The 20,684-nt window shown below is 73.6% G+C and carries 20 protein-coding genes and 1 pseudogene; 11 read left to right on the plus strand and 10 right to left on the minus strand.

Going from position 1 to position 20,684, the window contains the following annotated elements; translation table 11 throughout:
- Positions 1-255: pseudogene (locus ACFWJO_RS35160) on the minus strand (hypothetical protein); the annotation flags it as partial.
- Positions 256-377: 122 nt separating this feature from the next.
- Between ACFWJO_RS35160 and ACFWJO_RS35165 the strand changes: the two are divergent.
- The 6 genes from ACFWJO_RS35165 to ACFWJO_RS35190 all read left to right on the plus strand — a co-directional run bounded on the left by ACFWJO_RS35165 (position 378) and on the right by ACFWJO_RS35190 (position 8,238).
- Positions 378-983 (plus strand): hypothetical protein, encoded by a 606-nt coding sequence (locus ACFWJO_RS35165; RefSeq protein ID WP_386871912.1) that lies wholly within the window; start codon positions 378-380, stop codon positions 981-983.
- 300 nt (positions 984-1,283) lie between these two features.
- Positions 1,284-2,342 (plus strand): rod shape-determining protein, encoded by a 1,059-nt coding sequence (locus ACFWJO_RS35170; RefSeq protein ID WP_386871914.1) that lies wholly within the window; start codon positions 1,284-1,286, stop codon positions 2,340-2,342.
- Positions 2,343-2,428: 86 nt separating this feature from the next.
- A complete protein-coding gene (locus ACFWJO_RS35175) occupies positions 2,429-3,961 on the plus strand; it encodes a GAF domain-containing protein (RefSeq protein WP_386871957.1) in 1,533 nt (510 codons plus the stop codon).
- A 206-nt stretch (positions 3,962-4,167) separates the two neighbouring features.
- The gene (locus ACFWJO_RS35180) at positions 4,168-5,415 is read left to right on the plus strand and encodes a nitrate/nitrite transporter (protein WP_386871959.1); all 1,248 of its coding nucleotides are present in this window, start codon (positions 4,168-4,170) and stop codon (positions 5,413-5,415) included.
- A gap of 20 nt (positions 5,416-5,435) precedes the next feature.
- Positions 5,436-6,902 (plus strand): acyl-CoA synthetase, encoded by a 1,467-nt coding sequence (locus ACFWJO_RS35185; protein ID WP_386871916.1) that lies wholly within the window; start codon positions 5,436-5,438, stop codon positions 6,900-6,902.
- Positions 6,895-8,238, plus strand: a complete 1,344-nt coding sequence (locus ACFWJO_RS35190) for a carboxyl transferase domain-containing protein (protein WP_386871918.1) — start codon at positions 6,895-6,897, stop codon at positions 8,236-8,238. The genes ACFWJO_RS35185 and ACFWJO_RS35190 overlap by 8 nt, the downstream gene beginning before the upstream one ends.
- 38 nt (positions 8,239-8,276) lie before the next feature.
- Here ACFWJO_RS35190 and ACFWJO_RS35195 read toward each other — a convergent pair whose 3' ends face one another.
- The 3 genes from ACFWJO_RS35195 to ACFWJO_RS35205 form a co-directional block, all read right to left on the minus strand.
- Positions 8,277-8,453, minus strand: a complete 177-nt coding sequence (locus ACFWJO_RS35195) for a hypothetical protein (protein WP_386871920.1) — start codon at positions 8,451-8,453, stop codon at positions 8,277-8,279.
- A gap of 85 nt (positions 8,454-8,538) precedes the next feature.
- Entirely contained in the window at positions 8,539-9,927 is a 1,389-nt protein-coding gene (locus ACFWJO_RS35200) for an MFS transporter (protein ID WP_386871922.1), read from the minus strand.
- Positions 9,924-10,382, minus strand: coding sequence for a GNAT family N-acetyltransferase (locus tag ACFWJO_RS35205; RefSeq protein ID WP_386871923.1), 459 nt, complete (start codon positions 10,380-10,382; stop codon positions 9,924-9,926). The genes ACFWJO_RS35200 and ACFWJO_RS35205 overlap by 4 nt, the downstream gene beginning before the upstream one ends.
- A gap of 237 nt (positions 10,383-10,619) precedes the next feature.
- Between ACFWJO_RS35205 and ACFWJO_RS35210 the strand changes: the two genes are divergently transcribed.
- On the plus strand, positions 10,620-11,741 hold the full coding sequence (locus tag ACFWJO_RS35210; protein WP_386871925.1) for a nucleotide disphospho-sugar-binding domain-containing protein: 1,122 nt from the start codon (positions 10,620-10,622) through the stop codon (positions 11,739-11,741).
- Between the two features lie 216 nt (positions 11,742-11,957).
- Here the strand turns inward: ACFWJO_RS35210 and ACFWJO_RS35215 are convergent, their stop codons facing one another.
- Complete coding sequence (locus ACFWJO_RS35215; RefSeq protein WP_385692218.1) at positions 11,958-12,434, minus strand: MarR family winged helix-turn-helix transcriptional regulator; 477 nt, start codon at positions 12,432-12,434, stop codon at positions 11,958-11,960.
- A 125-nt stretch (positions 12,435-12,559) separates the two neighbouring features.
- On the opposite strand from ACFWJO_RS35215, the gene ACFWJO_RS35220 reads away from it, so the two are divergent.
- The 3 genes from ACFWJO_RS35220 to ACFWJO_RS35230 all read left to right on the plus strand — a co-directional run bounded on the left by ACFWJO_RS35220 (position 12,560) and on the right by ACFWJO_RS35230 (position 15,819).
- Complete coding sequence (locus tag ACFWJO_RS35220; protein ID WP_386871926.1) at positions 12,560-12,976, plus strand: organic hydroperoxide resistance protein; 417 nt, start codon at positions 12,560-12,562, stop codon at positions 12,974-12,976.
- Between the two features lie 291 nt (positions 12,977-13,267).
- Positions 13,268-15,322 carry a phosphocholine-specific phospholipase C gene (locus ACFWJO_RS35225; RefSeq protein WP_386871928.1) on the plus strand — a complete coding sequence of 685 codons (2,055 nt, stop codon included), beginning with the start codon at positions 13,268-13,270 and terminating at the stop codon, positions 15,320-15,322.
- A 134-nt stretch (positions 15,323-15,456) separates the two neighbouring features.
- Positions 15,457-15,819 (plus strand): hypothetical protein, encoded by a 363-nt coding sequence (locus ACFWJO_RS35230; RefSeq protein WP_386871929.1) that lies wholly within the window; start codon positions 15,457-15,459, stop codon positions 15,817-15,819.
- 12 nt (positions 15,820-15,831) lie between these two features.
- On the opposite strand, the gene ACFWJO_RS35235 is transcribed toward ACFWJO_RS35230, so the two are convergent.
- The 5 genes from ACFWJO_RS35235 to ACFWJO_RS35255 form a co-directional block, all read right to left on the minus strand.
- Positions 15,832-16,335 carry a hypothetical protein gene (locus ACFWJO_RS35235; RefSeq protein ID WP_386871931.1) on the minus strand — a complete coding sequence of 168 codons (504 nt, stop codon included), beginning with the start codon at positions 16,333-16,335 and terminating at the stop codon, positions 15,832-15,834.
- On the minus strand, positions 16,335-17,933 hold the full coding sequence (locus ACFWJO_RS35240) for a hypothetical protein (RefSeq protein ID WP_386871933.1): 1,599 nt from the start codon (positions 17,931-17,933) through the stop codon (positions 16,335-16,337). Before ACFWJO_RS35240 ends, ACFWJO_RS35235 begins: the two co-directional genes overlap by 1 nt.
- Positions 17,930-18,826, minus strand: coding sequence for an ABC transporter ATP-binding protein (locus tag ACFWJO_RS35245; protein ID WP_386871935.1), 897 nt, complete (start codon positions 18,824-18,826; stop codon positions 17,930-17,932). The genes ACFWJO_RS35240 and ACFWJO_RS35245 overlap by 4 nt, the downstream gene beginning before the upstream one ends.
- Positions 18,823-19,077, minus strand: coding sequence for a hypothetical protein (locus tag ACFWJO_RS35250; RefSeq protein WP_386871937.1), 255 nt, complete (start codon positions 19,075-19,077; stop codon positions 18,823-18,825). Before ACFWJO_RS35250 ends, ACFWJO_RS35245 begins: the two co-directional genes overlap by 4 nt.
- A gap of 87 nt (positions 19,078-19,164) precedes the next feature.
- Positions 19,165-19,488: a hypothetical protein gene (locus ACFWJO_RS35255; RefSeq protein ID WP_384415668.1), complete on the minus strand. Its 324-nt coding sequence runs from the start codon at positions 19,486-19,488 to the stop codon at positions 19,165-19,167.
- Positions 19,489-19,820: 332 nt separating this feature from the next.
- Between ACFWJO_RS35255 and ACFWJO_RS35260 the strand changes: the two genes are divergently transcribed.
- Positions 19,821-20,480 (plus strand): response regulator transcription factor, encoded by a 660-nt coding sequence (locus ACFWJO_RS35260; protein ID WP_384415664.1) that lies wholly within the window; start codon positions 19,821-19,823, stop codon positions 20,478-20,480.
- The last annotated feature ends 204 nt before the right edge of the window (positions 20,481-20,684 follow it).

Consider the following 20,684-nt stretch of genomic DNA (forward strand, 5'->3'; position numbering starts at 1 on the left):
CCCCTCGGCCGGGCGGGGCGTCTCGAGCGGGTCCAGTTCGTAACTGAACTCCGGACCGAGGTCCGGACCGGACTCCGGCACGGCGGACGACGGGGTGTCCGTCGGTTCCGGTGCAGGTGCCGGTGCCGGTGCCGCCGCGGGCGGCCGGAAGGACGTGGGGGGAGCGAAGTACCGCAGCTCCTCGGCGGGTGTCCCGCAGCCCGCACAGGCCAGGGCGCCGTTGAGATGCCGTCGGCACTGGTGGCAGTAGTCCATGGCGCCCGCAGGCTATGCGGCCCGGGGACTCCGCTGATAGACGCGAACGTGAGGATCCTGTGAGGAAACCGCAGGTCGTCGGCGTGCCGCCGCGAATCTCCCCCTTCGGGCAGGATGGGCGCATGACCCCTGCCGCCCGGATTTCCGCCCCCTTCGGGCCGTACGAGTTCCAGCTCGTCCTGCTCCGCCGGATGGCGGACCATCAGGCCGGGCTTGTCGACGAGGCCCTGCGCGAACTCGGCGCGGGCCGCACCGAGATGCGCGAGGCCAACAAACGCTGGCAGGCGTGGGCGCATGCGCGGAGCGGCCGGGGCGAGCTCGACCGCTACCGGCAGGCCCTCGGCGAGCCGGAGGCGCGGCAGGCGGTGCGCGGCGGGAGCGAGGCCTGGCTGTGGCCGGTGCCGCTCTGGCCGGACCTGCGGTTCACCGTGCTCGTCGGCCCGGGCCGCGCCGTCTGGTCCCGCACCCTGACCCGTGCGCCCGGCGCGCCCGCACCGCGGCTGCGCACCGCCGGGGACCTGCGCCCCTGGCACTGCACGATCGACGAGGTCTGGCGGGCCTTCCGCGACGTCGAACCCCGCGAGGGCGTGGGCCCGGCCCTCGCCCGCCTCGACTTCACCGTGCCGGACGGCGAACGGTTGGCGGCGGAGTTCGCCTGGGGCCTGCTCCAGCGCACCGTTCCGCCCCTGAACCCCCGGGAAGCCGGCGGCACACCGAGACCGACCTGACGGCCCGCCTGCTCCACCGCCTGCCGGGCTGGCTGGTCACAGGGCGGGGGGGGCGGGACCGGGGACAGATCGGCTGGTCAGCGGGCGTCGGCGCCCCGCACGGCCGACCCGCCCCCGCCCGGCGCGCACGCTCCACCCCGCGTGAAGCCCTGCCCCCAGCCTGACGTTCCGTCAGTGGTAGTCACCCCCGGGCGGCTCAGCTCAGCGCGCGCCCCGTGCGGTGCGGCAGGACGATGCGAACAAGGACCGCGCCCCGCGCGCCGCCTCACCCGTGCCAGCACCGCACTCCGGAGGACCGCCGTGACCGTCAGCCTTGAGCAGCTGCGCCGCTGCCATGTCGCCGTCGACCTGGGCGCCGCCCGCACCCGCGTCTTCGTCAAGGGCGCCGGACTCGTCGTCGACGAGCCGTCCGTCGCCGCCGTCAACACCCGCACCGGCGCGCTCATCGCCGTCGGCGCGCTCGCCGAGAAGATGACCGGCCGCACCCCCGACTACATCCGGGTGGTCCGCCCGGTGTCCGGCGGCACCGTCGTCGACATCGAGATGGCCCAGCGGATGCTCCGTCACCTCCTCGGTGACAAGCTCCGCCGCCAGCTGCGCCGCAAGCCCCGGCTGCGCGCCGCCGCCTGCACCCCGCACGACAGCGACCCGCTCGCCCAGCGCGCCGCCGTCGAGACCCTCGTCGGCCTCGGCGCCCGCCGGGTGGAGCTGGTCGACACCCTGATCGCGGCGGCCGTGGGCTGCGGACTCCCGGTCGAGCAGCCGACCGCCACCATGATCATGGTGTGCGGCGCGGCCACCACCCAGGTCGCCGTCCTCTCGCTCGGCGCGATCGTCACCGCCGAGCGCATGCCCGTCGGCGGCGACGCCATCGACCACGCCGTCATCCAGCACCTGCGCCACCAGCACGAGCTGATGCTGCCCAGCCAGTCGGTGCGGCCCCTTCAAGTGGCCCTGCACGGCAACGGCCTGACGGTCCAGGGCCCCACCTTCACCGAGATCCACGGCCGTGACGTGGCCACCGGCCTCGCCCGCTCGGTGACCGTCGACACCGCCGCCGTACGCGAGGCCATCCAGACCCCGCTCACCGCCGTCCTCGACGGCATCGGCAAGGTGCTCCGTGACTGCCCGCCCGACCTCGTGGCCGACCTCGCCGACCGCGGCATCATGATGGTCGGCGGCAGCGCCCTGCTCCCCGGCCTCGACCAGATGCTGCGCGAGGCGACCGGCATGCCCGTGCACATCGCCGAGCGGCCCGACGTGTGCGCCGTGCTCGGTCTCGGCGCGATGCTGGAGGGCCGGATCCAGCCGCTCGTGCTCGACCCGCTGGCCGAGGACGCGCGATCCGAGGAGGACTGACCGCGAAGGACTGACCGCAGAGGACTGACCGCGGAGGACTGACCACGGAGTCGGGTGTTTTGTACGACAATGGACCCGTGCCGATCATGGACGAAGCGGGCGACGGGACGGGCGACGACGGCCCGGAGCCCCGTCTGCCGATGCTCCTGGAGGCCGTCCTCGCCGTCGGCAGCGAGCTCGAACTGCGGGCCACCCTCCAGCACCTCGTGGAGAGCGCCACCGCGCTGACCGGCGCCCGCTACGGTGCGCTCGGGGTCGTCGACCCCGAGCGCCGCCGGATCACCGAGCTGTTCACCTCCGGCATGACCGACGAGCAGCGGGCCCGGATCGGCCGCCTCCCCGACGGCCACACCGGGCTCCTCGGCGTCCTCGTCCAGGACCCGCAGCCGCTCCGGCTCGACGACCTGACCGCCGACCCGCGCTCCTCCGGCGTGCCCGAAGGCCACCCCGCGATGCGCTCCTTCCTCGGCGTGCCCATCCGCGTCCACACCGAGGTGTTCGGCAACCTCTACCTCACCGACAAACACGCCGGCCCCTTCACCGAGGAGGACCTGGCCCTCCTCCGCGTCCTCGCCTCCCAGGCCGGCATCGCCATCGGCAACGCCCGCCTCTACGAGACGGCCCGTCAGCGCGAGCGCTGGATCGAGGGAGCCGCGGCCGTGACCACCGCGCTCCTCACCGGCAGGCCCGCCGAGGACGCCCTGACGACCGTCGCCGAGCGGGCCCGGCTGCTCGCCGACGCCTCGGCCGGCGTGGTGCTCCAGCCCACCGAGGAGGGCGGCATGGAGATCGTCGCCGCCTCCACGCCCGACGACCCGGGCGACCTCGTCGGCACCACGATCGCGCCCGGCTCCCCCGTCCTGGTCCAGCTGCTCGGCGGCGAGCCGGTGTTCGTCGAGGACTCGGCGACGGATCCCCGGATGACCACCCACGTACGCAGCCGCTTCGGGCCCTCGATGATGCTGCCGCTGCAGAGCGGCGGGAAGCTCATCGGCACCCTCGCGCTGCCGCGGCGGCGCGGCGACCGCCCGTACACCGCGGTCGACCGGCTGCTCGCCTCCCAGTTCGCCTCGCAGGCCGCGCTCGCCCTGGTCCTCGCCGACGCCCAGCACGACCGCGAGCAGCTCGCCGTCTACGAGGACCGCGACCGGATCGCCCGCGACCTGCACGACCTGGTCGTCCAACGCCTCTTCGCCACCGAGATGATGCTGGAGTCGACCCGGCGCCGGGCGGCGGTGCAGGAGGTCGACACGCTGCTCGGCCGGGCCGTCGACGAACTGGACTCCACGATCCAGGAGGTCCGTACGACCATCTTCGCGCTCCAGCAGCCGCCCGCCGACGCCCCGGCCTCCTTCCGCGGCCGGGTGCTGCGCGAGACCGGCGGGGCGGCGGCGCTGCTCGGCTTCCAGCCGTCCGTGCACTTCTCCGGCGCCGTCGACACCCTCGCCGACGAGGCCTCGGCCGACCGGCTGCTCGCCGCCCTGCGCGGCGCGCTCGCCTCGGCCCACCGACGCCCCGGCATCGGCGCGGTGACGGTGGAGGTGACCGCCGACGAGACGGGCCTGCGGCTGCGCGTCGAGGACGACGGCACCCCGCCGGCGACGGTGACCTGGCCCTGAGCCGAGGCACTGTCGCGTACGCGCCGGAGCCGAGGCGCTGTCTCGGCCGCGTCCCTGCGCCCGCGCGGAGCCCCCGTCCTCCGCCATTGCGCCGTGTCCCCGGCACTCCGCCGTGTCCCCGCCCCCACCGCCCCGAGCCGCCCCTCCCGTACGGAGTAGTCCCGCGCGCAACCGCGCCGCCCCCGATCTTGACTGGGGACGTGGACATCGCAGCGAAGCCCGCCGCCCCGGAGACGAAGATCCCCACGGCCGCCTACCGCAACCTCCTCCTGGCCACCGTCGGCTTCACGCTCACCTTCTGGGCGTGGGACCTGATCGCCCCGCTCGGCAGCTGGTACGGGGACCGGCTCTCGCTCAGCTCGTTCCAGCAGTCGCTGCTCGTCGCCATCCCGGTGCTCGTCGGCTCGCTCGGCCGCATCCCGGCCGGCGCGCTCACGGACCGGTACGGCGCCAAGCTGATGTTCCCCGCCGTGTCGGCCCTCACCGTCGTGCCCGTACTGCTCCTGATCGTCGTCAAGGACAGCTACGGGCTGATGCTCGTCGTGGCCTTCCTGCTCGGCCTCGGCGGCACGACGTTCGCCATCGGGATCCCGCTCGTCAACTCCTGGTTCCCGCCCGCCAGGCGCGGCTTCGCGCTCGGCGTCTTCGGCATGGGCATGGGCGGTGTGGCGCTCTCCGGCTACTTCACCCCGCGCATCGCCAAGCACGGCGAGAACCTGCCGTTCGTCGTCGTGGCGATCGCCCTCGCCGCGTACGCCGTGCTCGCCGCCCTGCTCATCACCGACCGCCCCGACCGGCCCGTCCCGTCCGCGTCCCTCGCCCACCGCCTCGGCCGGGCCGGGCGGCTGCGGGTCACGTGGGAGCTGTCCGCGCTGTACGCGATCGGCTTCGGCGGCATCGTCGCCTTCGGCGTCTACCTGCCGACGTACCTGAAGACCTGGTACGAGCTCGACCCGACCGACGCGGGCACCAAGGCCGCCGGATTCGCCCTGGTGACCGTCGTCTTCCGGCCGGTCGGCGGCTGGCTCTCGGACCGGATCCACCCGGCCGTGGTGACCGCCGTCGCGCTCGGCGTCGTCGCCCTGTTCGCCGTCGTCCAGGCCTTCGACCCGCCGCTGAACCCGGGCGGCACGACCGCCCTGCTCGTCATGGCCGCCGGCCTCGGCACCGCGAGCGGTTCGGTCTTCGCCCTGGTCTCCCAGGTCACCCCGCAGGCGCAGGTCGGCAGCGTCACCGGCATCGTCGGCGCGACGGGCGGCCTCGGCGGCTTCGTCCCGCCGCTGGTCATGGGCGCGATCTACAGCGCCAAGGACTCGTACTCGATCGGCTTCATGCTCCTGTCCGACCTCGCGCTCGCGGGCTGCGTGTACGCGTACGGACGGATGCGGAACGTCCGGCCGGAGGCGGACACGCCCGCCCCCGAAGTGAGCAAGGTCGCAGCACGCCGCACCTGACGGGTGGGCAGAATGCGCCCATGAGCGCCCTGTTCCCGGCCCTGAAGGCCCGATCCGACCGGCCCGCCCTGCGCTTCGGCGCCGACACCCTGACGTACGAGGAACTGGCGCGCGCCGCCGGAGCCCTGGCCCCCCGGCTGCCGGCCGCCGGGCGGGTCGCCGTCTGGGCCACCCCGACGGCGGAGACCGCCGTCGCCGTCGTCGCCGCGCTGCTCGCGGGCGTACCGGCGGTCCCGCTCAACCCCCGCGTCGGAGAACGCGAACTGGCCCACATCCTCGCGGACAGCGCGCCCGGCACGCTCCTCGCGGGCGCCGGGGACGAGCTTCCGGCGGGTCTCGCCGCGGTGCCCCGGACCGACGTGGACGTCCGCGCGGCCGGGCCCCTCGCGGACGAGCCGAGCGACCCCGAGACCCCCGCCCTGATCGTCTACACCTCCGGGACGACCGGCCCGCCGAAGGGCGTGGTCCTGTCCCGCCGCGCGATCGCCGCCTCCCTCGACGCGCTCGCCGACGCCTGGGCCTGGACGGACGAGGACGTCCTCGTGCACGGGCTGCCGCTGTTCCACGTCCACGGCCTCGTCCTCGGCGTCCTCGGCCCGCTGCGGCGCGGCGGCGAGCTGCGGCACCTGGGCGGCTTCTCCGTCGAAGGCGTCGCTAAGGAGCTGGGGGACGGCGGCGGCACCATGCTGTTCGGCGTGCCGACCATGTACCACCGGCTCGCGGAGGCACTCCCCCACGACCCGGCGCTCGTCCGGTCCCTGACGGAGGCCCGGCTGCTCGTCTCCGGCTCGGCGGCGCTCCCCGTGCACGACCACGAGCGGATCCGGGCGGCGACCGGCCGGACGGTCGTCGAGCGCTACGGCATGACCGAGACGCTGATGCTGTGTTCCGTGGGCGCCGACCCCGGCTCCGACCCGCGCCCCGGCTCGGTCGGCCTGCCGCTCGGCGGCGTCGGGCTGCGGCTCGCGGACGAGGACGGCTCGGTCCTCGGCGCGGCGGCGTACGACGGCGAGACGGTCGGCGAGATCCAGGTGCGGGGCCCGAACCTGTTCACCGCGTACCTCAACCGCCCGGACGCCACGGCGGCCGCCTTCACCGAGGACGGCTGGTTCCGCACCGGCGACATGGCGGTACGGGAACCCGACGGATACGTACGGATCGTGGGCCGCAAGGCGACCGACCTCATCAAGAGCGGCGGCTACAAGATCGGCGCCGGTGAGATCGAGAACGCCCTGCTCGACCACCCCGGGGTCCGCGAGGCCGCCGTCACCGGCGAGGCCGACCCGGACCTGGGCGAGCGGATCGTCGCGTGGGTGGTGCCGGCCGACCCGGCCGGCCCCCCGGGGCCCGCCGAGCTCGCGGACCACGTCGCCTCGCTCCTCGCCCCGCACAAGCGCCCCCGCGAGGTCCGCTACCTGGCGGCGCTGCCCCGGAACGACATGGGCAAGGTCCTGAAGAAGGCGCTGCCCGGGACCGGCCGTGCCTGAGCGGCTCACCGCCCGGGAGGCGGTCGCCCTGGTGACGGACGACTTCGAGGCGGTGGCCGCGCCGCCGGGCCGGCTCGACCCGCTCGGCTGGCCGGACTACGACGCCTCCCGGGCCCGGGCCGCCGCACGCACCGGCGAGGACGAGTCGGTCCTGTACGGGACGGCGACGGTCGGCGGGCGGCCGTGCGTCCTGGCCGTCTTCGAGTTCGGTTTCCTCGGCGGCTCGCTGGGACGCGCGGCCGGCGACCGGCTGGTCGCCGCGTACGCGGAGGCCGCCGCGCGGCGGCTGCCGCTGGTGTCGCTGGTCGCGACCGGCGGCAGCCGCATGCAGGAGGGCATGATCGCCCTCACCCAGCTCCAGCGCGTCGCCGCCGCCGCGGTCCGCCTGCGCGCCGCGGGCGTGCCGCACGTGACGGTGCTGCGCGACCCGTCCACCGGCGGCGGCTGGGCCACGGTCGGCGCCGGCGCCGACGTCGTCCTGGCCCTGCCGGCCGCGCAGGTCGCCTTCGCGGGCTCCCGGGTCCGCCCGGCGCACGCCGACCCCGTCGCCTACACGGCGGAGGACCAGCTCCGCCACGGTCACGTGGACGCGGTCGTCCCGCCGGACCGCCTGCGCGAGGCGCTGTCGCTGTGGCTGCGCCTGCTGACCCCCGGCCCCTCCTCCGACCGTCCCGCTCCCCCGCCCCGCGCCCTCGGCGGCCTGCGGCTGCCCGGCAGCGGGTGGGACGCCGTACGGCAGGCGAGGGACGGGCGGCGGCCCCGGGCCGGGGCCTATCTGGACGCGTACTTCGAGGTGCGGGCGGCGGTCGGCGGGGACCGGGCCGGTGGCGTGGACGCCGGGGTGGAGTGCGGGTTCGGTGTGCACGACGGGCGGGTGGTGGCGTACGCCGCGCAGCTCGGCGGGGCGACCCGGCCCGCCGGGTTCCGGACCGTGGCGCGCCTGGTGCGGCTCGCGGACCGGCTCGGGATCCCGGTCCTGACGCTGATCGACACGCCCGGCGCGGCCAACGACGCCGAGGCCGAGCGGGCGGGCGCGGGACCGGCCATCGCGGAGGCCTTCACGGCCATCGCCGAGGCCCGCACCCCGGTCACCTCGCTGCTCGTCGGCGAGGGCGGCTCGGGCGGTGCCCTCGCCCTCGCCGCACCCGGCAACACCTGGGTGACACCGGACGCCTACTTCTCCGTCATCGCGCCCGAACTCGCCGCCCAGATCCTCAAACGCCCGCCCTCGGAGGTCCCGGCCACCGCCGACCGGCTCCGCCTGCGCCCCCAGGACCTCGTGGACCTCGGGGTGGTGCGGGGCGTCGTCGGGCACGAGGAGGCCCCCTCGGCCTGACCGGCCGAGGGGGCCTCCCCTGTCGCACGGCGCGTGGCTCAGGAGCCGTCGCCCTGGCAGAGGCTGAAGTCGCCGCAGACGACGACCGTGTTGTCCACCACGGTCACGCTCGGGGCGTCGCTGTCGGTGCCCTCCCAGCCGTGGGCGAGTGCCGTGCCGGAGCCGGTGAGGACGACAGCGGCGGCCAGGGCTGCCGTGGCGATGAGCTTGCGCATGAAAACCTCCTGACGAGCGGGGTTGCTCATGTCGGAGCCTGACCTCGGCATGGGACAGCAGCAAGTGCGCGCGCGCTGGCGGGAGTCAGGATGACCCGTTCGGCGGGAGCGTCCGTCCGTTCGCGCCCACCGCTCGGATGATCTCTGGACGACGGAGCCGCCGCGGCACACATGGCCTGGCGGTGGTGTGCCGTGGCGGCCGGCCGCCGGCTCCGGCGGTCGGGTTGTGGGCGTCGTAGCGGCGGAATCCCTTCCCGTAGAGGGAGAGCAGGCCGATCGCGAGGACGCAGGCGAGTCCGCCGCCGGTGATGGCGACGGCCGGCGAGGTGAGGTCGGCCACCGAGCCCGCCAGGAAGTCGCCGAGCCGCGGTCCGCCCACGACGACCACGATGAACACGCCCTGGAGCCGGCCGCGCATCTCGTCGGGCGCCGCGACCTGCATCATCGTGTTCCGGAAGATCATCGAGACGGTGTCGGAGTAGCCGGCGAGGGCGAGCAGCAGCAGGCCCAGCCAGAGGTTCCGGGTGAGGCCGAAGAGGGCGATCGCGGTGCCCCAGGCGGCGACGGAGAGCAGGATCGCCTGCCCGTGGTGGCGGATCCGGCCCTGCCAGCCGGAGAGCACCCCGCCGAGCAGCGCGCCGAACGCCGGTGCCGCGACCAGGAGTCCGGTGGTCTTGGCGTCACCGCCGTACCAGAGCACGGCGACGGCCGGGAACAGTGCCCGCGGGTGGGCCAGGATCATCGCGCAGAAGTCGGAGAAGAACGTCATGCGCAGATTGGGGCGGGTGGCGAGGAAGCGCAGCCCGTCGAGGACGGAGGCGCGCTTGGTGCCGGTGCGTTCCGGCAGCATCGACGGCAGCCGCCACATCGCGTAGAGGGAGGCGGAGAAGGCGATCGCGTCGATGAGGTACGCGGTCTGGTAGCCGGCCAGGCCGACGACGACGCCGCCGAGGCTGGGTCCGACGAGCGTGCCGAAGGTGGTGGTCATGGAGTTGAGCGCGTTGGCGGCGCGCAGCTGCTCGGCGGGCAGCAGGCGCGGGATCATCGAGCTGCGGGCGGGCGCGTTGAGCGCGGCGCAGACCGCCTGCAGGGCGACGATCCCGTAGAGGAACCAGACCCGGTGGAAGCCGGCGAACGCGGCGACGGCCAGGGCGGCGGACAGCACGGCGAGACCGGTGGAGCTGGCCAGGCCGAGCTTGCGGCGGTCGACGGTGTCGGCGATGGCCCCGCCGTACAGGCCGAAGACGACCAGCGGGACGAGGGTGAAGAGTCCGACGAGCCCGACGGCGAACGGCGAGCGGGTGATGTCGTAGACCTGGAGGGAGATGGCGAGCGTCGTCATGCCCTGCCCGATCCAGGTGACGCTGTTGCCGAACCAGAGGCGGCGGTAGTCGGCGGAGGTGCGGAGCGGGGTGATGTCGGCGAGGAGCCGGCGCTTCACGGGCTCGGTGTCGGAGGCGGCGGGGGCGCTCACGCGGCGTCGGCCGTGAGGTCGTAGCGCAGTTCCGGGCGTGCCCAGTGGATGCGTCCGGTGGGCTGGACGGTCCCGGTGCGGCGGGCGCCGGTGCGGAGGTAGAACTCCTCGGCGGGCGGGTGGGCGACCACCCGTATCGCGTCGAGACCGGCGGCGCGGCCCTCGCCGATCATGTGCTCGATGAGCATCCGGCCGATGCCGAGGCCCTGGGCGCGGTCGGCGACGAAGGCGAGGTCGAGCTCGCCCTCCTCGATGAGGAGGGCGTAGAAGCCGAGCACGTGACCGTCGGCGTCGACGGCCACGTGGACGGGGTGGTGCTCGATGTACGAGCCGCCCACCTGGTAGCCGTCGACCATGGGCGCGTACTCGCCCGCATAGGCGGAAGAGGTGCGGACGAGCCGGGTGAGCCGCTTGGCGTCGGCGGCGGTGGCGCGCCGCAGGGTGATGTCGGGCATGACCCGAGTATAGGAGCGCTTCGGGCCGTGGCTCCTTACAATTTCGGCTCGGACCCGGCCTCGGCCGGCGACGCGTGCACGAATGCGGGATGCCGGGATGCCGGGGATGCCCGGGATGCGAGACGTCCGGATATCGATCCCCGCCGGAACACCCGACGACCTCGCGCGGGTTCGCCGGACAGGGGGGCGATCCGGTACGGCCCGCCCTCCTCCGGCAGACCATGGCAAGGAGAAACCGTGCGCGTACTCTTCACCGGACCGGCCGCGGCCGGCCACCTCTTCCCGATGATCCCGACCGCGCAGGCGCTGCGCGCGGCCGGCCACGAGGTGCTGTTCGCGAGCTCGCAGCCGCTGGACCGGCTCCGCGAGGCCGGTTTCCCGATCGTCGAGATCGGGGACGGCCGCGACATCCGGGAGGTGTTCCAGGAGGCCATGGGCGGGGAGGCGCGCTATGTCACACCCGAGCTGACCTCGGATCAGATCCTCGACAGGGCAGCCCGCGCCTTCGCGTTCGTCTCCCGCCCGACGCTCGACGGCCTCCTGGAGGCGGCCGACGGCTGGGGCGCCGACCTGCTGGTCCACGACTCCTTCCAGGCCGCCGCCCCGCTGGTCGCCGCCAAGCTCAAGATCCCGTCGGTGATCCAGAACTTCGGGGTCACCTCCGGCCTCGACATGGTCCGCCGGCTCGCCGGCCACTTCACCGAGGCGTACGAGACGCACGGCGTGCCCGGCCCCGCCGCGGCCACGGCGCTGGACATCATCCCCACCTCACTCGGCGGCGACCCGGGGAGCCTGCGGATGCGCTACGTCCCGTACAACGGCGGCGGCACCGTCCCCGCCGGGCTGCTGCGCCGCGGCACCCGGCCGCGCGTCGTCGTCACCCTGGGCACCGTGCTCACCGAAATGGACGGCGTCAACGCCATCGTCCGGCTGATGGAGGCCGCCGCCTCGGTGGACGCCGAGTTCCTGCTCGCCGTCGGCGACGCCGACCTCACCCCGCTGGGCACCCTTCCGGACAACGTCCGCCCGCTGCCCTGGGTCCCGCTCGCCGAGCTGCTGACGACCTCCGACGCGCTGATCCACCACGGCGGTTCCGGCACGATGCTCACCGCGCTCCAGGCCGGCCTGCCCCAGCTGCTCCTGCCGCAGGGCGCCGACCACTTCACCAACGCCGACGCCCTCACCGCGACCGGCGCCGCCCTGCGCTCCACCGCCGAGGGCGTCGACAGCGCACTCCTCACCCGCCTCGTCACCGAACCCGCGCTGCGCGAGGCCGCCGCCCGCCTGCGGGCGGAGAACTCCGCCCTGCCCACCCCGGCGCAGACGGTCCCGGCCCTGGAGGCCCTGGCCGCCCGCTAGGGCGGACCGGGGGCCGGGGCGCGGGGGCTGCGGGCCGGGGGCGGGGGCCGGCCGCCGGGGGCCGGGGGCCGCGGGCCGGGGCCGTAGGCAGGCCGCCGGTGGCGGGTGCGTGTCGTCCGCCACCGGCGCGGCATCAGCGGCGCAGCGCATGCGGGCGAGTTCCGGCCACTTTCCGTCACCGCCCCCGTGACGTCCCCCTCGACGCCGCCTCCGGCGTCAGCGGCAGTCCAGAGCGCCGGGTTCGACCGCGTCGAGGCGGGCGGCGAGGGCGTGCAGCCGGTCCCGCAGCTCCTGGATCTCGGCCAGGTCGAGCCCCGTCGCGGCGGCGATGCCGCGCGGCACGCCGAGGGCCTTCTCCCGGAGCGCGGCGCCGTCGCCGGTGACGCGGACGGTGACGGACCGCTCGTCCTCGGGGCTGCGCCGGCGCTCGACGTAGCCGGCCGCCTCAAGGCGCTTGAGCAGTGGCGACAGGGTGCCGGAGTCCAGCCGCAGCCGCTCGCCGATGCCCTTGACGGGCAGCTCGCCGTGCTCCCACAGGACCAGCATCACCAGGTACTGCGGGTAGGTGAGGCCGAGCTCCTTGAGCGCGCCGCGGTAGACGCCGTTGAAGGCGCGGGTGGCGGCGTGCAGGGAGAAGCAGATCTGGTTGTCCAGCCGGAGGAAGTCCTCGCCGGGGTCGGTGGGTCGGTCCATGGGTCCAGGGTACGGGAGACGCGCATCACACCCAATTAAGTTGTGCACAATTTAATGGCACGCTACAAATGAAGCACGGCAGCACCCAGCCCACCCCGCCCCCTCGGAGAGGAACGGAAGAAACCATGGACGCGATCTACACCGCAGTCGCCACCGCCAACGGCCGCGAGGGCCGCGCCGTCAGCTCCGACGGCCACCTCGACCTCCCCCTCGCCCACCCGGTGGCCCTCGGCGGCAACGGTCAGGGCACCAACCCGGAGCAGCTGTTCGCCGCCGGCTACGCGGCCTGCTTCGCGAGCGCCATGGGCGTGGTGGCCCGCCAGGAGAAGATCGACGTCTCCGAGGCCTCCGTCACCGCCGAGGTCTCCATCGGCAAGGACGCGGCCGACGGCGGCTTCGGCCTCGCGGTCGTGATGCGCGCCGAGTTCCCGGACCACCTCCAGGGCGAGGCGGGCCGGACCCTCCTGGAGAAGACCCACGCCTTCTGCCCGTACTCGAAGGCGACCCGCGGCAACATCAAGGTCGAGCTCGTCGTCGAGTAACCGTCGGCCGACCCGGTCAACGACCCGCCCAGACAGTGGACTTCTGTTGACAATCGTCCGCCCCTCCCGGCATCCGCCCAGGGAGGGGCGTTCGCTTGTGAGTATTCACGTTCACCCGTGGTGGATTTTCACGTTCGAGCACCGGGGATTCGCCTCGCGTACGACGGGCAGTCATGGGACGGCCGCCGGGCGGTGGTTCACGAGCGCTGTCCTTGGGGCGCTCGCCGCCGGCCCCGCCGGCTCCGCACCCGCACCCACCCGTCCGCTCGCATCCCGGAGGAAGACTCCCCCATGGCCGACCTCAATCGCCGCCGGTTCCTGCAACTGGCGGGCGGCACCGCCGCGTTCAGCATGCTGTCGAACAGCATCGCCCGCGCCGCGTCCATACCGGCGCAGGGCACGACCGGCACGATCCAGGACATCGAGCACATTGTGGTCCTGATGCAGGAGAATCGTTCCTTCGACCACTATTTCGGCGCGATGAAGGGCGTACGGGGCTTCGGCGACCCGCGTCCGGTCACGCTGCCCAGCGGCAAGTCCGTCTGGAACCAGTCGGACGGCAACAAGGTCACCCTGCCCTTCCGGCCCACCAGCGACAACCTCGGCATGGAGTACCTCCAGGGCCTCAACCACGACTGGGCGGGCGGCCAGAAGGCCTACAACGGCGGCAAGTACGACCAGTGGATCCCCGCCAAGACCAAGGCCACCATGGCGTACCTCACCCGTGAGGACATCCCCTTCCACTACGCCCTCGCGGACGCCTTCACCGTCTGCGACGCGTACCACTGCTCGTTCATCGGCGCGACCGACCCCAACCGCTACTACATGTGGACCGGTCACACCGGCAACGACGGCACGGGCGGCGGCCCCGTCCTCAACAACGCCGAGGCGGGCTACGGCTGGAAGACCTACCCCGAGCGCCTGGAGGCGGCCGGGATCTCCTGGAAGGTCTACCAGGACATCGGCGACGGCCTGAACGCCGCCGGCTCGTGGGGCTGGATCAACGACGCCTTCCGCGGCAACTACGGCGACAACTCGCTCCTCTACTTCAACACCTACCGCAACGCCCAGCCCGGCAACCCGCTCTACGACAAGGCGCGCACGGGCACGGACAACAAGAACGGCGAGGGCTACTTCGACCGGCTGCGCGCCGACGTACAGGCCGGCACGCTGCCCCAGATCTCCTGGATCGCCGCGCCCGAGGCCTTCTCGGAGCACGCCAACTGGCCCTCCAACTTCGGCGCCTGGTACATCGCGCAGGTCCTGGACGCGCTGACCTCGAACCCGGACGTGTGGGCCCGTACCGCCCTGTTCGTCACGTACGACGAGAACGACGGCTTCTTCGACCACGTGGTCCCGCCGTACGCCCCGGGCTCGGCGTCCCAGGGCCTCTCCACGACCCCGACCACGCTCGACTACTTCCCGGGCAAGACCGGCTACGTCGCCGGCCCGTACGGCCTCGGCCCGCGCGTCCCCATGATCGTCGTCTCGCCCTGGTCCACCGGCGGCTACACCTGCTCCGAGACCTTCGACCACACGTCGATCATCCGCTTCATGGAGAACCGCTTCGGCGTCCGCGAGCCGCAGATCTCGCCGTGGCGCCGGGCCGTGTGCGGCGACCTGACCTCGGCCTTCGACTTCACGCGCACCCAGACCCAGCCGGCCGCGCTGCCCCCGACCGACGCGTACTACCCGCCGGACCGCAACCGCCACCCGGACTTCCTGGCGACCGCGCCGGCCGTCGGCACCATGCCCCGCCAGGAGCCCGGCTCCAAGCCCACCCGTCCCCTGGCCTACGCCCCCTACGTCGACGGCGCCGCCGACACGACCGCCGGCACCTTCCGCCTCACCTTCAGCGGCGGCCCGACGGCCGGCGCGCAGTTCTACGTCACGTCCGCGAACCGCACGGACGCCCCGTGGACGTACACGACCGAAGCCGCCAAGTCCCTCTCGGACACCTGGAACACCAAGTACAGCAAGGGCCTCACCGACCTCACGGTCCACGGCCCCAACGGCTTCCTCCGCCGCTTCCGCTCCCCCGGCAAGACGGCGGTCCCGGAGGTCAGGGCCCGCCACAACGCGACGACGGGCGCGCTGGACCTGACCTTCACCAACGCGGGCCCGTCCACGACGGTGACGATCACCAACGCCTACGGCGGCACGCCCGCGACCGTCCCGGTCCCGCAGGGCGCGACGACCACGCACACGGTCGCCCTCTCGGCCTCCGCCCGCTGGTACGACGTGACGATCACGGCCGCGTCGAACGCGGACTACCTCCGCCGCCTCGCGGGCCACGTGGAAACGGGGGCGCCGGGCGTGACGGACCCGGCGATCCTGACGTACTGAGGCCGTGACGCACTGACGTACTGACGTACCGACGTCGTGACGTCGTGACGTCGTGATGAGCTGAGCACAGCGGCCGGGGCGGGCTGAGTCCGGGTACTCATCCGCCCCGGCCCGGTGCGGGCTGAACTGTCCCCATGCAGACGAACGCCCCCGGCACCGCCTCCGAGACCCGCGCCTCCGGCACCTGGATCGCCCCGCTGTTCTCGACCCTGCTCACCCTGCCCGTCGGCTTCTTCGCCTTCGTCTTCGCAGTCTTCTCACCCATGTCCTGCGACTCCTGCGGCAAGGCGGAGGCCGAGCGCTTCGACGCCGCCTTCGACGTGGCGTTCCCCGTCTTCCTGGTCGGCCTGCTCGTTCCTCTGGCTCTGCTGATCGCCGCCTGGTCCCTGCCCCGCCGTACCCGCTACACCTCCCGCCGGGCCCTGTTCGCGGTCACGGCCCCGCTGGCGGTGGTCGCCGACCTGATCCTCTTCATCGGCCTCCTGGGCGCCTCCTGAGCCCCGGCGCCCTCAGACGGCGGGCCGCCGGTCGCCCGACCGGCCGGTCGCGCGCCATTCCCGGGCCTGGCGCCAGAGCGTGCGGCCGTCGTGGCCGGGCGGGATCAGGGTGCTGGCGGGGAAGGCGACGATCGCGCCGAGCAGGGCGAGGGGATGCCATCCGTACGTCAGGCCGACGGTGAGCATGCCCCCGCCGGCCAGGCCCGAGGCCACGGGCCCGCCCAGTGCCACCACGAGGTTCCGCGCCGCCCCCAGGTCCTCGTGCGAGACCGCCATGGAACCGCCCTGCCACTCGGCCCGCAGCTCGCGGGCCCCGAGGAGCAGCGCCGTCCGCGCGTGGCCGTACTCGTGCAGGACGACGCTCAGCGGGACGGCGGCGAAGCCCGCGAGCACCAGGAGCCGGATCGGCCAGCCCGCCGGCCAGACGAGCGCCAGCATCAGCCCGGTCGCCAGGGCCAGCCAGGCCAGGGGCCGGCGTCCGTGGACGACGGCGACCAGGGCCAGGCGCAGCAGCATCACCGCTCCGCCGTCCGCGCGAAGTCACGGTCCTTGATCCGCATCACCTGCTGGACGGCGCACAGGGCCGCCGCCGACACGAGCAGCCAGAAGGCCGCGGTCGCCGCGGCGGTCGACAGCGCGTCGACGGAGGAGGCGAGCCAGAACAGCACCCCCAGGGTCGCTCCGCTCAGCAGTCCGCTGACCAGCAGCGTCACCCGCTTCTCCGCGAAGTCGGCGGTCACCGTGGCCAGCCCGTACAGCACGCTCAGCGCGCTTCCGGCGAGCGCCATGGAGACGATGACCACGTCCCGTCCCGCCTCGAAGGGCACCAGGCTGACGACGCGTACGGCGACGACGGTGAGCAGACCGGCGGCGACCGCCCCGAAGGCGTTCTGCCGGCCCCAGCGGGCGAAGCCGCGGGGGTGGATGGCGTGGATCCAGGCGTTGCCGGCGAGCCGGAACGGGGCCAGGCCCGTGATCAGGGAGGAGATCCCGCAGAGGGCGAGCAGGAGCAGCGAGGCCGTGGCGTCCTGGAGATAGCCGACGTGGTACAGGACCGCGACGGCCGCCGCGGCGGCGAGGGAGACGGACGTGGCGGAGATGTAGAGGGGGTCGCGCAGCAGCCGGCGCGCCTCCGTCTGGGCGCCGCTTCCCGGCAGCCGGATGAAGCGCAGCTGCCACGGGGCGCCGCTCTCGCTGTTGCGGGCGGTCGTGCCGGCGAAGGAGAGGACGTACGCGCAGAGCAGGCCCCAGACGAGGGAGGCGAGCACCGCCGCCAGGACTCCGGACGGGGTCTCGGGCACTCCTCCGGTCACCGCCAGCGGCGGGCACAGCACGTACAGGCCCGACGTGCGGCCGGCGAGGACCAGGCCGACGCCGGTGATGAGGAGGACTCCGCAGAGCGAGGCGCTGACGGACTTCACGCCGAGGGCGTCGTTCGAGGACCGCATGACCAGCGCGGTCAGGGCCTGGACGGCGAGCGTGGTGACGGTGGCGACCAGCGCGGTGAGCGCCGTGAACAGCAGGGCCACGCCCAGCGCGAGCCAGAAGCCGGTGCCGCCGGTGGCCTGCACCCGGGTGAGGGACAGCACGGTGACGGGGCCGACCAGGAAGGAGGCCACCGTCATCGCCGTGACGTACGGCGGGATCAGCTCGCCCAGGGCCCGGTTCCAGCGGCCGACTCCCTTGGAGACGGCGAGGACGCGGACGCCCGCGGGCTGGAGGCCGAGGATGTCCAGGATCAGCGTGGCCCCCGAGGCCGCGGCCGCCATTCCGGCGAGCGCCGCCCGGTTGACCTCCTTCAGCTGACGGTCCTGGAGCGCCGTGAGGGTCTGCTCGTGGACCAGCGGGGCCAGCGCCTGGACCTGGAAGGCGACCATGGCGAGCCCGAACACGATCAGGGCCAGCAGGACGGCCGACGTGATGACCGGTGAGCGCCGCAGCATCTGGCGCACGGTGTTGCGCAGGGACCGCGCGGTCGCACCGGCGATGGCGAGGGAGGGCCGGAGGGACCGCCGGTGCGAGGGCCGGCCCCAGGGCCCGGGGAATCGCCGGTCGGAGCGGCGCGAGGACACCGGGTCGGCCTCGCGCGTGCCGGCGGGAGCCAGGGCCGTCATGAGCCCGGCCCCAGGAGCTCGGCGAAGACGTCGTCGGCGGTCTCGGAGACGTTCTCGAGTCCGCTGAGCCGCAGCACCGCGGCTTCGAGCGAGGCCGTCCCGGCCGCCTCGCTGATGGAACGCGGAGTTCCCCGGGCGACGAGCCGGCCCTCGGAGAGCACCATGATGAAGTCGCATTCGCGCTCGGCCGTGTGCAGGTCGTGGATGGTCACCAGCGCGGACCGTCCGGACCGCGTCCAGGTGCGCAGGGCGAGCCGCAGGAGCACGGAGCCCTCGACGTCGAGGCCCGAGAAGGGCTCGTCGAGGATGAGCAGCGGGGCGTCGCTGCTGAAGGCGCCGGAGAACTGCAGACGTCGCTTCATGCCGTGGCTGTACGAGCCGACGAGCTTGGTGAGGGCGCCGTCGATGCCGAAGATCGCGGCCAGCCGCTCGGCGTCGCGGACCAGCTCACGGGGGCGGTCCTCGAGGCCGGCGATCAGGCCCAGGTACTCGTGTCCGGTGAGCATGTCGGGCATGGGCAGTTCGTCGGGCGCGTACGACACCAGGCGCTTCGCCTGGTCGGTGCCGAGCTTCTCCCCGAAGACCCGGCCGTCGCCGGCGCTCGGTTCGGTCAGTCCGATGACGCAGCGCAGCAGAGTGGACTTGCCGGCTCCGTTGGCGCCGACGAGTCCGCACACGGCGCCGGGGGGCATGGTCACGGTCACGTCGCGGAGGGCGTGGCGGCCGCCGAACCGCTTGCTCAGACCGTCGAGGGCGAGCGGGATGTCGGCGACGGGAACGTTCTCGAAGCCCTCGTCGGAGCCCTTCCCGGAGACCTCCTCGGCCCCCACGTCGGAGATCTCCTCGGAAACGCTCTGGGAGTGGACGGAGTCAGCGGGTGGCACGGTCGTCACCCCCGCTTCCTGGACAGCGCGAGGTACGCGACGGGGAAGCATGCGGCGGCCAGCGCGGCGATGACGAGCGGGAAGTACGCGGAGGGCTGCAGGCTCAGCTGGGCGTCCGTCTGCACGTACTCGATGAGGCCGGGCACGCTGACCGATCCGTCCCGGGACATCGCGTACATCATGGACAGCACCAGGGCCGCCAGGCTCAGACCGGCCCCACCGAGGAGCGCCAGGAGGGCGGACTTGACGATCTTCTTCACGCTGGGTCCAAGAGGTTGTGTGCCGAGGAATGACGAGGGATGGGCGGCCCGCCCCACGCGGGCTACGCGGGGCGGGCCGGCACCTGCTTAGTACTTCTCGCAGATGATCTTGAACTCCCAGACGCGCCAGCCGTTCGGGCCGCTCCACTTGACGCGGTCGTAGCCGCGGCTCACGCACTGGTAGGCGACCAGGGCGTAGGACACGACGCCGGCGACCAGGACGACGGCGATGGCGATGATCAGCACGATCTGCCAGACGCGGTGCGCGAGGAAGCGCGGCTCGTCCTCGGTGCCCTTGGCCTTGGCCAGCGCCATGGAGGCGTGCTGGGCCAGGGCCTGGGGGGCGCTGGTGGCGAGGATCTGGGCCTGGGTGGCAAGACGCAGCGGCGTCTCGCGCAGGGCAGTGAGCACCTGTCGTTCCTTTCGATGGGATCGATACGATCGAGCAGGTGCCCGCCCCGATTGGAGCGGGGCGGGCACTCCCCCGGGGGCAATGCCTCCGGGACGGCTTGATCCTGGCCGTTCGGGCCGCCCGTGCACACTGCCGATCGCTCGCCTCCTTTGGTTGGTGCACCGGACAAGCCGGTCGATAGGGTGACGCACGGGACGATTCCGAGTTATCAGGTCTGGACCACATCTGTTCCGGGCCCGATTCCCGCCCAACTTGCTCTGGGGCATGGCTGATTACGTGAGGTAAGTTCTCTCCCGACCACGGCTTGTTGCAGTACTCAGGGGGATTGACCATGGACCACGTCACCGTCATTCATCACCATCCATGGATTCGCAGGGGCCTTGAACAGGCATTGACCGAAAAAGGGGAATTCGCCGTCACCATGTGCTCGTCCGCCGAAGCGGGTATCGCCGCCGTGCGGGACCGGCCGCGGACGAGCGTTCTCGCCGCCGCCGGGCTGCCCGAACTGGACCGGCTGCTCACCGTCCTGGGAGGACGGGAACTGCGGTGCGCGCCGGTCGCGTTGATCGGGGACCCCGACAACATGGCGCAGCGGCCCCAGCCGCTGCCGCCCGGCGTCTCGGGTTTCTTCCCCGAGGAGGTGGACCCCCGGGCGCTGTCCCACGCGGTGCACGCCATGGCCGCGGGCGCGGCGGTGCTGCCGCTGGCGATGCTGTGGTGCTCGTTCATGCGGGGCCCGAAACCAGGCCGAAAGGAGAAGCCGGTGCCCGCGTTTCTGACCCTGCGTGAGCGCGAAATTCTGGCGTTGATCGGCGGCGGTCTGACAAACGTGGAGATCAGCGACCGGCTGGGGCTCACGGCCTCGACGGTGAAGGCGTATGTCAGCAATATCTATTGCAAGATCGGAGTGGACAACCGGGTCCGTGCCGCGCTCTTCGCCCACGGCATCGACCTGCCCCCGGCGCCGGCCGTATACGCCCCGGCCGGATGACCACACGCGGGAGGGCCACCCGGGCCACGCACCGGGCGGCCCTCCCGCACAGCCGGGCGGCCCTCCGGCTCGCGCGGCGCCCGCCCCCGCACCCGGGCGGCTCTCCCACGCCCCCGGGCCAGCACGTCCGGCGACCAAGGGCAGCACGGCGAGCGGACCCGCGCCGGGCCCGGCCGGCGGGGGGGGGGGGGGTGTGGAGTGGGG

The sequence above is a fragment of the Streptomyces sp. NPDC127092 genome, assembly GCF_042722475.1.
Lineage (GTDB): Bacteria > Actinomycetota > Actinomycetes > Streptomycetales > Streptomycetaceae > Streptomyces.